13 protein-coding genes and 2 tRNA genes are annotated in these 13398 nt (G+C 60.1%); 10 read left to right on the plus strand and 5 right to left on the minus strand.

Annotated elements, in window-relative coordinates:
- The first annotated feature begins 68 nt into the window (after nt 1-68).
- The gene (locus tag KG698_RS08890) at nt 69-251 is read left to right on the plus strand and encodes a DNA gyrase inhibitor YacG (protein WP_213685208.1); all 183 of its coding nucleotides are present in this window, start codon (nt 69-71) and stop codon (nt 249-251) included.
- A gap of 36 nt (nt 252-287) precedes the next feature.
- Here KG698_RS08890 and KG698_RS08895 read toward each other — a convergent pair whose 3' ends face one another.
- On the minus strand, nt 288-1415 hold the full coding sequence (locus KG698_RS08895; RefSeq protein WP_213685209.1) for a DUF418 domain-containing protein: 1128 nt from the start codon (nt 1413-1415) through the stop codon (nt 288-290).
- Between the two features lie 420 nt (nt 1416-1835).
- Between KG698_RS08895 and KG698_RS08900 the strand changes: the two genes are divergently transcribed.
- Nucleotides 1836-2876 carry a cytochrome-c peroxidase gene (locus tag KG698_RS08900; protein ID WP_213685210.1) on the plus strand — a complete coding sequence of 347 codons (1041 nt, stop codon included), beginning with the start codon at nt 1836-1838 and terminating at the stop codon, nt 2874-2876.
- A gap of 165 nt (nt 2877-3041) precedes the next feature.
- On the opposite strand, the gene KG698_RS08905 is transcribed toward KG698_RS08900, so the two are convergent.
- Together KG698_RS08905 and KG698_RS08910 are read right to left on the minus strand one after the other, a co-directional pair.
- Nucleotides 3042-3401: a DUF5368 domain-containing protein gene (locus tag KG698_RS08905; protein WP_213685211.1), complete on the minus strand. Its 360-nt coding sequence runs from the start codon at nt 3399-3401 to the stop codon at nt 3042-3044.
- A gap of 24 nt (nt 3402-3425) precedes the next feature.
- Complete coding sequence (locus KG698_RS08910) at nt 3426-4742, minus strand: FAD/NAD(P)-binding oxidoreductase (protein WP_213685212.1); 1317 nt, start codon at nt 4740-4742, stop codon at nt 3426-3428.
- 226 nt (nt 4743-4968) lie between these two features.
- On the opposite strand from KG698_RS08910, the gene KG698_RS08915 reads away from it, so the two are divergent.
- From KG698_RS08915 to KG698_RS08950, 8 genes are all read left to right on the plus strand, one after another.
- Nucleotides 4969-5391, plus strand: a complete 423-nt coding sequence (locus KG698_RS08915; protein ID WP_213685213.1) for a cytochrome c family protein — start codon at nt 4969-4971, stop codon at nt 5389-5391.
- Between the two features lie 459 nt (nt 5392-5850).
- A complete protein-coding gene (gene phnD, locus KG698_RS08920; RefSeq protein ID WP_213685214.1) occupies nt 5851-6774 on the plus strand; it encodes a phosphonate ABC transporter substrate-binding protein in 924 nt (307 codons plus the stop codon).
- 82 nt (nt 6775-6856) lie between these two features.
- Nucleotides 6857-7696, plus strand: coding sequence for a phosphonate ABC transporter ATP-binding protein (gene phnC, locus KG698_RS08925; protein ID WP_213685215.1), 840 nt, complete (start codon nt 6857-6859; stop codon nt 7694-7696).
- Nucleotides 7697-7715: 19 nt separating this feature from the next.
- On the plus strand, nt 7716-8627 hold the full coding sequence (gene phnE, locus KG698_RS08930; RefSeq protein WP_300983441.1) for a phosphonate ABC transporter, permease protein PhnE: 912 nt from the start codon (nt 7716-7718) through the stop codon (nt 8625-8627).
- Complete coding sequence (gene phnE, locus KG698_RS08935) at nt 8624-9481, plus strand: phosphonate ABC transporter, permease protein PhnE (RefSeq protein WP_213685217.1); 858 nt, start codon at nt 8624-8626, stop codon at nt 9479-9481. Before phnE (KG698_RS08930) ends, phnE (KG698_RS08935) begins: the two co-directional genes overlap by 4 nt.
- Nucleotides 9482-9811: 330 nt before the next feature.
- A tRNA-Phe gene (locus tag KG698_RS08940) sits at nt 9812-9886 on the plus strand.
- Nucleotides 9887-10138: 252 nt separating this feature from the next.
- Complete coding sequence (locus KG698_RS15835; protein WP_213685218.1) at nt 10139-11977, plus strand: CFI-box-CTERM domain-containing protein; 1839 nt, start codon at nt 10139-10141, stop codon at nt 11975-11977.
- A gap of 63 nt (nt 11978-12040) precedes the next feature.
- The gene (locus KG698_RS08950) at nt 12041-12310 is read left to right on the plus strand and encodes a hypothetical protein (RefSeq protein ID WP_213685219.1); all 270 of its coding nucleotides are present in this window, start codon (nt 12041-12043) and stop codon (nt 12308-12310) included.
- Between the two features lie 27 nt (nt 12311-12337).
- Here the strand turns inward: KG698_RS08950 and KG698_RS08955 are convergent.
- Both KG698_RS08955 and KG698_RS08960 read right to left on the minus strand, forming a co-directional pair.
- Nucleotides 12338-12412, minus strand: a tRNA-Asn gene (locus KG698_RS08955).
- Nucleotides 12413-12482: 70 nt separating this feature from the next.
- Nucleotides 12483-13376, minus strand: a complete 894-nt coding sequence (locus tag KG698_RS08960) for an MBL fold metallo-hydrolase (RefSeq protein WP_213685220.1) — start codon at nt 13374-13376, stop codon at nt 12483-12485.
- Nucleotides 13377-13398: the final 22 nt, after the last annotated feature.

The following is a 13398-nucleotide window of genomic DNA, read 5'->3' on the forward strand; positions in this document are numbered from 1 at the left end:
CGACGGGGTTGCGATCCGCAATGCCCCATTTCATATTGATCGCGATCTCGTCACACGGAGCCTTGACCATGGCCTGTCCGATTTGCGCAAGAGCGCCCAGCCCCGAGGCACGCCCCTTTTGCTCGCGCCGTTGCGCCGATGTTGATCTCGCGCGCTGGCTGAATGGCAGCTACGCGATCCCCTCGGACGCGCCCGAGGATGTTGCCGCCGCCGCCGAGGCCATAGAGCAGCTTCCGAGTAAGCCGCATTAACCCCCTCATCCCCATGCAAAAACCGCGCACAGCCCCCTAACGCGCATCGCGCGGATAGGTCATCTGGTGCAAGACCCATTCAAAAGGCCCAAGCGCAAAGCGCCTGCGCCAAACACTGATTGCACCGATCAAGCCCGCCGTCACCGCCACCGCGATAGCTATCGCCTCCACGCGGTCCACAGCGCCCCATAGGCCCAAGCCATAGCCCGCGAATATGCTGGATAAGATGATCGATTGCCCCAGGTAGATGCTCAGGCTCGATCCACCCGCAGCAAGCAATTGCGCCAACATCGGCCCCGGTGGTCGCGCGATGGCCGCGATCAGGCCAAGATAGCCCAGCGTCACGATGGGTGCAGCAACGAGTGTCAGAACCGCACCGGGCACCGACGGGCCCCATTGCCACAATGCCGCCGCGAGCAGTGACATGAAAACCCCCGGCCCCAAACACCATCGCCGCGCGCGCTGCCACAGCGGATGGGCGCTGTCGTCGATCATCCCCGCCTTGAGCGCAGCTAGGCCAAGGCAAAACCAACCAAGTGCCGCGATGCCTTGGATCACAAGAAAGGACGGCATGATAAAGGCAAACCCAATGCTGCGCAGAGCGACAGCATCAAAGAAACTGCCGTGGGTCAGGATATCACGCTCGAGCGCGACGATATCGGGCGGTGTCGCGGGTGTGGCCAACAGCAAGATTGGCGCGATCACGATCTGTGCAAACAACAACGCGGCACCCGCGCCCATAAGCCGTTGCACGGGCCAATCGCGGGCCAAATACAGTGCCGCCCCGGTGATGGCATAGATCGTCAAGATATCGCCGGGGAAAAACAAGCAGCCATGCGCGATGCCAAGGATGGCAAGCCCGATCATCCGGTTGCGATAAACCCGCCCGAAAGGCAGCCCGCGCCGGGGCGCTGCTCGCATCAAGAACCCAAGCCCCACGCCGAACATGAATGAAAATAGCCCATATGTCTTGAAAAGTGCTAGCCCGTTAACAAGCCAAAGCGCGACCGCGTCACCCGCGCTTTCGCCAAGCGGATCGGCAAATCCGTGCAACGCAGAAAAGCCGATGAATTGCACATTGACCACGACGATACCGAAAAGCGCGATAAGGCGCAGGTAATCGGGCATCAAGGCGCGCGTGGCTCGGTCGCTTTGGGGGATCATGGTTGCGCCTTACCCTTGTCGAAAACAGCCAAGGTGTTCTGACAGTCGGGGTAGCTTCGCTCATGAGATGGTGGCAGGTCAAACCAATCTTGCGAAGGCTACCGATGGCGTTGCCCACGCCCTATGCGCGGATCGATCAGGATGTAAATCACAATGCCAAAGGAGAGTGCGTCGCGGGTGCAGTGCGCTCTGCTTGCCATGTTATTCTATGGGCTTTCGGCACTTGGGCGAGCGTTACAACACCCGAAACGCCTAGCCCGAGGCCGCCTCTTTGCGTGACCGCATGTCGCAGATTTACAGCCCCATAATCGCGAAATTCTTGATCTATGTCAAACGATTGTCGGTCGTTATGCGTTCTTGTGTCGGCGCAGGACCCGCGGGGCAAAGCAAGCGCGCAACACTTTCAGCGAGAGACCGACCATGAGACATTTATCCTTTACCGTCACAATTGCGATCACGGCGGTTGTTGCCGCACCGGCCTGGGCCAATGATGATCTGCGCGCTTTTGCCAATGATCTTTTCGACCCGATACCAATGTCCACGCCTGACATCGCAGGCAATATCATCAGCCGCCAGCGGGTCGACCTTGGGGCAAAGCTGTTCTTTGATCCGCGCATGTCGCGTTCGGGGCTGTTTTCCTGCCAATCGTGCCATAATGTTGGACTTGGCGGCGTTGACGGCTTGACGACCTCCATCGGGCATGGCTGGCAGCAAGGCCCGCGCAATTCACCCACCGTCTACAACGCAGTCTTCAATGTCGCCCAGTTCTGGGATGGCCGTGCGGCCGATCTTGCCGAACAGGCGATGGGTCCGGTGCAGGCCGGGGTTGAAATGAACAACACCCCCGAACGGCTGCTTGCGACGTTGAATTCGATGGAGGAATATATCGCGGCGTTCCAAGACGCCTTTCCGGGCGAGGCCGAGCCGGTCACTTTTCAGAATTTCGCGCTTGCGATTGAAGCCTTCGAGGCGACGCTCACCACACCCAATTCGCGTTTCGACCAGTATCTCAACGGCGCAGACACGCTCAACGCGCAAGAATTGCGCGGGCTGAACGCCTTTATTGACGAGGGCTGTGCGGCTTGTCATGCCGGGGTGAACATGGGCGGGCAGGATTACTATCCCTTCGGCTTGGTCGAACGTCCCGGCGCAAGCGTTTTGCCCGAGGGGGATCGTGGTCGCTTCCAAGTGACGGCAACCGCGTCGGATGATTACGTCTTCCGCGCATCTCCCTTGCGCAACATCGCGCTGACCGCGCCCTATTTCCATTCGGGCGTGGTCTGGTCGCTGGAAGAGGCGGTCGCGGTGATGGGGGTGTCGCAGCTCGGCGCCGAATTGAGCGACGAACAGGTCGCTGATATCGCCGCCTTCTTGCGGACCTTAACGGGCGAGATCCCTACGGTCGTGCATCCGATCTTGCCCGCGTCGACCAGTAAGACCCCGCGCCCCGAACCGATGTAGGTGCAACGATATTTGGCCGCGCGCATTCCATCTCCTGTCTTGGGGACGCGCATCAAACCAAGGTTGCGGGTGGTGTCCTCCCTTCCACCACGGCCCGCAACATAAAGGGGCCGCCCTCGGGCGGCCCTTTTGGTGACGCAGTTATATGTGGTGCATGGCCCAGTCTCACGCAGGGGGGGTGGCCTTGCGAAAGAACAAGCGCTCGGTGGTATAGACGAGGATCGCGCCCCCGACGGCACCCAAACCCGCGATGCCCAAGACCACGATCAGATCGACAGGGCCGCCGATATCGGACAGGCGGCTATCGGTCATTGCCATGACGAACCACACCGCCAAAACCGCGCCCAAGGGCATGAAAAGCTGTGCGATCAGGAATTGCCGCATCCCAAGGCTGCGGTCGCGGAACAACACATAGATCCAGCCCGCCGTGATGAGCAGCGCGGCAGCAACCAGCGCCCAAAACAGCCCCGCGCCGAACATTTCTTGGAAGACGGCAATCAAGGTCTCTAGGGTCAATTCTTTCATTTTTCTGATCCTTGTCCTTGTCCCTCAGGCCATGCCGCGCAGCATGGCGTTATAGGTCGCCTTGAGAGCCACCTCTTTCATCAGCCAACTGATCCACAGCTCTTCCAGCGGTGCGATCATGCCGGGGAAGGACGGCACGAGGTTGTTGTGATAGTCGAACTCCACCAGCATCGCGCGACCGATGCGCGTGATCAGCGGGCAAGAGGTATAGCCGTCATAGGTCGCTGTCCCCTCGCGGCCGTCGATGGCAGCGATCAGATGATCCTCGACCACCGGCACCTGCCATTTGACCGAAGCGGCGGTTTTGCCCTTTGGCACGCCCGCGACATCGCCCAAGGCCCAGATATTGGGATAGCTATTGTGGCGCAGCGTTGCGGGATCACAGGCGACCCAGCCTTGATCGGTCCAACGATCCGCCCAAGACAGCCCCGACTGCACCACGAAATCAGGCGCGCGCTGCGGCGGGATCACATGCAGATAGTCGTAAGCCTCGTCATGCAAGCCGCCATCTTGATCGCGAAAGGTGGCGATCTTGCGATCGGCATCGACCGATGTCAGTGTGCGCTGAAAGATGCTGTTCACGCCCCGATCATCGAACAGCATCCGCACCTTTTCCGACACGATCGGGACGCCGAAAAGCGACGTTTGCGGCACGATATAGGCCAGCTCTGCCGCGCCGCGGTTGCCCGCCCGGCGCAAAAGGTCATCGATCAGAAAGCTATGTTTGAGTGGCGCACCGGCACATTTCATTTCGGTCGCGGGCCGGGTGAAAACGGCACGCCCACCTTCCTCGACAAAGCGTGCCGCCGCATCCCAGGTGCGCGCGGCACATTGCGGCCCGCCGTAAAGCGCGCCGATGCCGTTTTGCCCCACCATATCAAGCGAAAACCCATCTATAGCGTCATGATCAAGGATCAGTCCCGGTGCCACGACGAGGAAATCATAATCCAACTGCGCGCCTGCATCAGTTGTGACGCTTTGGGCCACGGGATCGACGGCCACCACACGCTCCGCGCGCAAGCTGACCCCATCGGGCAGCCAATCGCTGGTTTGGCTGACGACATAGCGCGCGGGCTTGAGCCCTGCGGCGACCAGTGACAGGCCCGGCTGGTAGTGATGTTCAACGCGCGGGTCGATGATTGTGATCTGCGCGCCCTCTAACCGGCGCACGAGGCGATTGGCCAGTGCTGTGCCGGCTGCCCCCGCCCCGATGATCACGATGCGCGCATGTGTGGCGCGCATCTGCGCCTGGGCCTGTGGCACTTGCAGGGCGGCGGCCCCACCCCCGGCGGCAAGGAGCCCCAAAAAACTTCGGCGGCTGGTTTCAAATTGGCCGGGCATGACGCGTCTCCCTGTGTCGTGCTTCAAGATCCTGCGCCCGGTCTTTACGAAACATATCATTTGCGAAAATTGACATAGATCAAATCTGATGCGCGTTCTGCGCCACTGCGATGCCTGACCCGCGACAACATATGCGATGGTTTGAATTTGTTTTGCCCGCCAAGATACAGGCGCAGCGCCGTGCAATGGCTGCGAAGTGACGGCTCTTCAACATTGAGGAGAGAAGATGAGACTTTGGAAATTGAGCGCGGTCTTTGCCTTGCTTGCGGCGACGCCCGCCACAGCGCAGGGCGATGCCGCCGCAGGTGAGGCCGCCTTTCGTCAATGCGTGGCTTGCCATGTGGTCACAACGCCCACAGGCGACACGCTGGCCGGTCGGGCTGGCCGGAGTGGGCCGAATTTATATGGTGTCGCAGGTGGCCCAGCAGGCGCCGTAGATGGGTTTCGCTACTCCGGCGGGCTTGAGGCGCTCAAGAATGCCGCTGTGGTTTGGACCGAGGATAACTTTGTCGCCTATGTCCAAGATCCATCGGATTTTGTGCGGCAAGCCACAGGCAATGGCGCTGCGCGCAGCTCCATGTCATTCCGCGTGCGCAACGAAACCGATGCGCGCGATCTCTATGCCTATTTGGTCCAGCTCGCTCAGTGATCTTGCCACACACCACTCGCAGGTCTTTGGCCTGTGAGTGGTGCTTTGCAATCTGTTGATGGCGGTAAAGACCACCCACACGCGATTGGCGCTATCCTATCGCCTGCCATGCTGCCCCCCAAGTCTGCGCGCGGGGGCAAGATGTTTTGCCTCTGCCCTGTGAGCAGTGCTGCGGTCCCCCGCTGTGACCACGCGCAGCCGAACGATACGCGTTCCCCTATCCGGTCAGCTCAGTGCATGTTTTCATGCATAAAACACCGTCTGGCAGACCTGTGGGTGCTTTGGCTGTTTTTGCGTCTGGATGCATCGGTCAGTCAGAACGCTGGTGGTGGGCGTTTACAATTGTTTCATCCAGCTGTGACGCGCCCTTCATAGTTTGCCTTTAGCCCCCGCTCATCGCTGGTTTCGGGGAGCCCAAAGCGCTGCATGGGTCCCTTTCTGCACAGATGGAGAATACGCATGTTCCGCAACTTGTTTCTCGCAACGACAGCCTTGGCTGTTGGCGCGCTCTCGGTGTCCTCGGCCACGGCGCAAGATTGGCGCAGCGGCTTCGGCACGTATAATGTCGGCCTGTTGTCGGGTGAGAACGAAGCCGACCGCCTGCGCCGCTACGGCTGCATGCAGGAATTGATGCAAGACGCGCTGGGCGTCCCGGTCGAGCTGTTTCCTGCCGCCGATTACGCTGGCGTGATGCAGGGGCTCTTGGCCGGTCAGCTGCATCAGGCGGGTCTTGGCCCGGCGGGTTATGCAGGAATTTTCCTGCAAGATCCCGATGCGGTCGAGCCGGTGATGACCTCGTCCAATGTCGATGGCTCGCTTGGCTATTTCGCGGTCCTTTTGACCCGCGCCGATAGCGGCATCGAGTCGTTGGAAGATATGGCCGGCAAAACGCTTGCCTATGCCGACTCGAACTCCACCTCGGGCTATCTGGTGCCGCGCGCTGAGTTGCGTTTGATCGGTATCGAGGATGACTATTTCGGTTCCACCGGCTTTTCGGGTGGCCATGAGCAGGGCGTCGTCGCCGTGTTGAACGGCCAGTATGATGCAGCAGCGACTTGGTCCTCGCTGCAGGGCGAATATGCCGAGGGCTACACCCGCGGCAACCTGCGCCGGATGGTCGATAACGGCTTGCTGAATATGGACGAGATCCAGATCATTTGGGAATCGAACCTGATCCCGAATGGCCCGACCGTTCTGCGCAAGGATCTTCCCGTCGAAGCAAAAGAAGCGGTCCTTGACCTGTTCCTCAACATGAATGTGCGCCACCCCGAGTGCTACACCTCGGTCATCGGCGGTGATGGTGCGGGCTACGTCGCGGTCGAGCACGAATTCTACGAGTCCACGATCGCCCTGCGCCGTCAGGAAATCGCGGCCTCGCGCTGAACCCAAACAGACCAACGGCCCCCGCTATTGTGCGGGGGCCTTTTTGCATTCCGGCAGGTCCGGGCCCATGACGGGGAAGAAGATGCTCGAATTCAGAAAGCTGACAAAGGAATTTAACGCCAAGCGCGCGGTCAGCGAGGTGACGCTCGATATTCCCCCCGGTCAAATGGTGGGCGTGATTGGCCGCTCGGGTGCAGGCAAATCAACCTTGTTGCGGATGATCAATCGTCTCAATGATGCGACATCGGGGCAACTTTTGTATGAAGGGCGCGATGTGACCGCGCTCAAGGGCCGCGAGCTGCGGCAGTGGCGCAATGAATGCGCAATGGTGTTTCAGCAGTTCAATCTTGTCGGTCGCTTGAATGTACTGACGAATGTCATGTCGGGGCGGCTGTTTCATCATGGCTTTGGCACCTCGATGCTGGGCCTGTTCTCGGCGCGCGAACGTGCCTTTGCGGTGCGCGCACTTGACCGGCTTGGCATGGCGCATGTAGCGCTGCAACAAACCGACACCTTGTCTGGCGGACAGCAACAGCGCGTGGCGATTGCGCGCGCGCTTGTGCAAGAACCCAAGATCTTGCTGGCCGATGAACCCATCGCCAGCCTTGATCCGCTGAACGCCAAGATCGTGATGGATGCGCTGCGCGCGATCAACGTCGAAGATGGGCTGACCGTGGTGTGTAACCTGCATACGCTTGACACGGCGCGCAGCTATTGTGACCGCATCATCGGGATGCAGGACGGGCGCGTGGTTTTTGACGGCACCGCCGCACAGCTGACCGACCGCATGGCGCGTGAGATCTACGGTGCCGAGGCGGCCGAGGCGTTCAATGAGGCGATGACCTCGACCAGCTTGGGCAGCACAACGGCAAGCGATGCCACGGTCGCAACGCAGGTCGCCGCCGGCGCGACGGTGGCTTGATATGGCCGTTTCCGTGACGATGCCCCCAATCCAGCCCGGACAGGATGCCGTCGCCCTGTTCGAGGCGCACCGCGCCGAAATGCGGCGTCAAAAGCTATGGGTCAACCTGCTGTTGCTGGGTGGCTTTGTGGTGATGCTTTTGTGGTCAATCGATGTTTCACGCTTCTGGCCCGACCGTTTGGCCGCCGGTATTCCCCGCATCTTCGAGTATTTCGGCAGCGTGATGCCCAGCTTTCAATGGGATTTGCTGTTTGAATCCCGCAATGCCGAGGGGCGCTTTCCGCCCGGTTCCATCGGCTTTTGGTACAATGATTTTTGGAAATACCTGGCCTTGATCTGGGAAACGATCTTGATGGCGATCACCGCCACTTTGATCGCAACAGCGCTTGCCGTGGTGATCAGCTTTCTGGCGGCGCGCAACCTGACACCCGCCCCATGGGTTGGGACTGCTGCGCGACGCTTCTTGGAGTTTTGCCGCGGTGTGCCGGAAATCTTGTTCGCCTTGATCTTCGTCTTTGCCGTCGGCATCGGCCCGCTGGCCGGTATCTTGGCAATCACCATCCATGCGACAGGCGCATTGGGCAAGCTGTTCGCCGAAGTGAACGAGAATGTCTCGATGAAGCCGGTCGATGGGCTGACGGCGGTCGGCGGTACATGGGCACAGCGCATGCGCTACGGCGTGCTGCCCCAGGTCTTGCCCAACTTCACCTCCTACGCCTTGTGGCGCTTCGAGATCAATGTGCGTGCCTCGGCTGTCGTGGGCTTTGTGGGCGCAGGCGGGATCGGCGCCGAGCTGAACCATGTCATCAGCTTTTACTCGGACGACCGGGTGACGGCGGTGCTGCTTTTGGTGGTTTTGACCGTCACGGCGATCGATCTGATGTCAGAACGCGCGCGCCACGCCTTGATCGGCAAGGAGGCCTTGAAATGACCGCTCTGTGCTTTGCAGATATCACCGATGCTGATGTCAGGGCCGTGCGCCAAAGCCACCCCTTGGCCTTTGGTGATCCGCTGATGCGTTTGGTCCGGATCGCCACATGGTCCATCGCGATCGGCTACCTGCTTTACTCGTTTCACCTGTTCGAGTTTGCCAAGATCTTTGACAGTTCCGAACGCGCATGGCGCTTGGTGTCGCGGATCTTTTATTGGCAGGACATGGCAAGCTGGCACTACAGCCAGATCTATGTGGGCATTGCGCAAACCATCGCAATGGCCTTTCTTGGCACGTTCTTGGGCACGATCTTTGCGCTTGCAATTGGCTTTCTCGCGGCCAAAAACACCATGCCAATTGGCGTGATCCGCCATGGCGTGCGGCGGCTTTTGGATATTTTCCGCGGGATCGACGGTGTGGTCTGGGGGTTGGTTTTTGTCCGCGCAGTGGGTCTTGGCCCGCTGGCAGGGGTGCTGGCCATCTGGATTTCCGACATTGGCAATCTCTCCAAGCTCTATTCGGAAGCCATCGAGAATATCGACCGCAAACAGGTCGAGGGGGTGCGCGCAACTGGTGCAGACCCCGCACGCATCATCCGATACGGATATCTGCCGCAGATTTTCCCGGTGTTCTTGTCGCTATCGCTTTATAGTTTCGAGTCCTCCACACGCTCGGCGACCATCCTTGGGCTTGTCGGTGCAGGCGGCGTGGGGATGATCATCATCGAACGCTTCCGCGCGGGCATGTTTGACCAAGTGGCTTTCGTGGTCCTTAATATCTTGGTCGTGATCGCTGTGATCGATTGGGGCTCGGGGATGATCCGCAAGCGCTTTATCGGTGAGCGCGGGCACTGAAAGTCAGGCTTAGGGTTTGGGTAGTCAATTGCTCTTTGTCCTGTGGTGGAAACCCCTGCCAAACATGCTGTTTGCAGACCACCGTTTTGAGCACGGCGTAAAAATCGGCTCGTAAAGCAGAGTGTCTGCCCCTCTCCGCTCTCGCCACACCAAGAGCGGGGAGGGGGCGCGTGCGCGCGACGACCAAATGTCGGTAGACGCTGCCGTGACTGGGGCAGTCGTCCGCAGCCCAGTAGGATCGTGTGGTGGCGAGATTTTTTGCCTGTACCCTCTGGACAGTGCTGAGGCCCTCGCTTAGACCACGCGCACCCGAACGTTCTTCGTTCCCATGCCCGGGTAGCTCAGGGGTAGAGCAGTGGATTGAAAATCCTCGTGTCGGTGGTTCGATTCCGCCCCCGGGCACCATTTTCTTCAGGTTTAGCAAAGAAGATCAAAGCCGTGGGCTCATGGCCCTTTTCTTGATCTAACCATAGATCTGACGCGTCCCGGTCGTGTCACGGGCCATCGCCCTCGGTATGGGTGACCGCTACGGCAAAATGAAAGTGCCCAAAGATCTGGGGCATCTCAGGGGTGCGACCGCGCAGACATCTTGGCGATGAGGGCACCCGCCATCCGCGTCAGCTTTGGTGAGTTTGACCGTCATCAATGCGATGTGCCGTGGGCAATATTCAACCTCGTGCGCGATGCTGGATTTACGCAAATGCGTGGCGTCGGGCTTGGCGAGGTCCCATGACAGTCTCACTTCCGCAACCGACCTTCGTCGGTGACGAGATCGACGCCCGGCTGTTCGGGGGCAATCTCGTGTTCAGCCAGGACCGCGTCATGGGCACCTATCCTGCCCGTGCCGAGGCTGCGGGGCTTGAACTTATCCGCTTTCCGGGCGGGTCTGTCACCGAAGCCTTTTTCGATCCCGCCAATCCGGATGCGCAGAGCGCCAGCTACGTCAACGATCTGGGCCAGACCGTCACCCTTTCACTGGTGCCGCTCAGCGACTTTTTGGATTACGCCATCGTGGCTGACCTTGGCGCCATTATCGTCGTTCCGGTCCAGCGCTACGTGACCGCCTGGAAGGCCGAAGGCGAAACGCGCGACACCATCCTGACACAAGCCGACGAGATCGCCATTCGTGACTATGTGACCACGGTTCTGCAAAGCGGCGTGCCCATTCACGCCATCGAGATCGGCAACGAGCCCGGCCTGTGCGGGGTCAGTGACGCCGACTACGGCAAGATCGCCGACGAGATGGCGCATGTCATCCATGACGCTGCCGAAGAGTTTCAGGCGGTAGGCAACCTGCCCGAAGGCTATGTGCATCCGCTGCTTAGCTTAGTGACCACGCCCTATTTCTTTACCGCAGACATCGATGGCGACGGCATCGCGACATATGAGGACTCGCTGCAGGAACGCTTTGCGCAGATCACGCCCGAGGCCTTGGCCAAGATCGACGCCATCACCATCCACCGATATGTCAGCAGGGATTACGAGGCGATCGACAATTTTCAGGCGCCTTGGATCAAGGCCGAACAGGTCGATGCCTTGGTGGGGCGCGATCTGGAGCTAATCGTCACCGAATGGAACATCAGCGCGACACAAAACGGGGTTCTGCACTGGGCGAGCGCAACCGAAGCAGAACGCGAGGGGTTGGACACTGGTCTGAAACATGCCGGTGCCGTTGCGGCCATGTTCCACGAAATGGCGGTCAACAATGTCGAGCTGGCGGCATTCTGGGCGGTGCAGCAGCAAAACGATGTATCGCTCGCGCAGCGCGAGGGCACGAATACGGAGCTGCGCCCAGGGGGCAAGGTATTTTCCTACCTGTCGGAAAATACGCAAGGACTGCGCGCCATTGAGTTGGATCGACCGAGCCGGGATTTCGACATTCACGCCTTCGGCAGCGACGCGCGGCAGTTTCTTGTCATCAACGCGCGCTTGGCCGAGGCTCAGACGATCGAACTTGACCTGACCCGTTTCAGCGGCACCGTCGATAGCGGCTGGGTCCACATCTTGACCGCCGCCGAAGGGCAGGACCCGCGCGACCCGAATGTCGACACAGAGATCGAGGATGTGCCGCTTGCGGAGGTCTTTAATGCCGGTGCGCTGAGCCTGACCCTTGATCCTTGGGAAGTGGCCTTCGTGTCGCTCGAACTTGACGCCTCCGACGGTGACAACGGGCCGCCCGATGACGACGATGGCTCGGATGACGACGATGAACAGCCCGACGATGATGAGGCCGGAACCGGCGGGACATGCTTTGTCGCCACCTGCGCCTATGGCAACGCCAATCACCCCGATGTCGCCGATCTCCGCCTTTACCGGGACAATGTGCTGTCCCAAACGGCACTCGGGCGGCACTTTATCATCTTCTATTACCGCTTTGGGCCATATCTCGCCCGATGGATGGAGCCCTATCCGCGTCTCAAGCAAATCACGAAGCTGGCTTTGTCACGTTTTGTGAAGCATCACCGTCAACGCATGGCGGCACGAACAGATGCGTGACCCGCGCCATGTTGCACGGAGGTTGCGTTTCGTTTGACAATGTCCCTGCGCCGTTCGGGAAGCATGGGTGTCATCAGCCTTAATGCTGCCATTGGCAGCGCTCAACGAAAACCAATGGGCTTCGCACTGAGCGACAGCCTGCACGGCAAACATCTGTGCCGCTCTCGGGAAACCTGTCCTGCGGGAAGGCTGGATGCGATCCGTGCGATAATGCCGCCTCAGGTCAGCGGGGTTTTACCGCTGAAGGAAAAGGATTCCGTTTTGTGGAGTCTGTATCGAGATACTGGCCACCCCATAAACCACTACGCTTCATCCGAAACTGCGGTTTCATGAGGAACATCAGAGGCTTGCGGTGATTATTGGCTCCGGCGGTAGGGATCGAACCTACGACCAATTGATTAACAGTCAACTGCTCTACCGCTGAGCTACGCCGGAACTGAGGGTGCGTATAGCAAGCGTGATTTCGGGCGTCCAGTGGGCGTGGTGGAAAAAATCCTCCCCTCGCTTATCGCAGCGCGAATGGCGCGTCGGCGGTGAGTGCGCCCATTGGCGCGGCTAGGTTTCTTTCTGAAAGATCAATCAGATGTGCCAAGACATTGCGTGCGGCGGCGGGCAGGAGTGCTGGGGCGAGATCGGTATAGATGGTATGGGCCAATGCGCTTGCGGTCGTGCCGGGCTTGGTGCCAAGTGCCGCGATGATCTGTGCTTCGCGGTGCAAGCGGTGCGCGATCAGGGTTTGCACGCGGGCTTGTGGCGCATCGACCGCCGCGCCGTGGCCGGGGAAATAGACCCGGTCATCGCGCCCCAAAAGCCGCGCGCAAGAGCGCATGAAAGCCCCCATATCCCCATCTGGCGGCGAGACGAGCGAGGTGGACCATCCCATCACCAGATCGCCGGTGAACAGCGCCCCTTGCCATGCGAAACTCAGATGATTGGCCATATGGCCCGGTGTGTGCAGCACCGCGATCTCGCCCCAGGGGCCTGCGATGATCTCACCTTCGCCAATCCTTTGGTCAGGGTCGAAACTGGGGTCGACCCCTTCGCCGCCGCCCACGGCACCGGCTGTGGCCAGCGCCGCCATCGTGGCGCTGCGCCCCCAATCGGAGGGGCCGGCCGCCATGACCGGTGCGCCGGTCTTTTGCGCCAAATTTTGCGCCAGTGGGGAATGGTCGCGGTGCGAATGGGTCACCAAGATCGCGCCGATCCGCTCGCCTGGTGCAAGAGCGCCCATAATAGCATCGAGATGGGATGGAATGGCCGGTCCGGGATCGATCACCGCCACCTCACCTTCGCCCAAGAGATAGGTGTTGGTGCCCTGCGCCGTCATCGGCGAGGGGTTAGGGGCCGTGACGCAGCGCAGCCCCGTTTCCAACATGCGCACACCGCTTTCGCTTTCCATCTGCCTGCCTGCCCGTTTATGT

The organism is Roseicyclus sp. (assembly GCF_018402035.1).
Taxonomy (GTDB): domain Bacteria; phylum Pseudomonadota; class Alphaproteobacteria; order Rhodobacterales; family Rhodobacteraceae; genus Roseicyclus.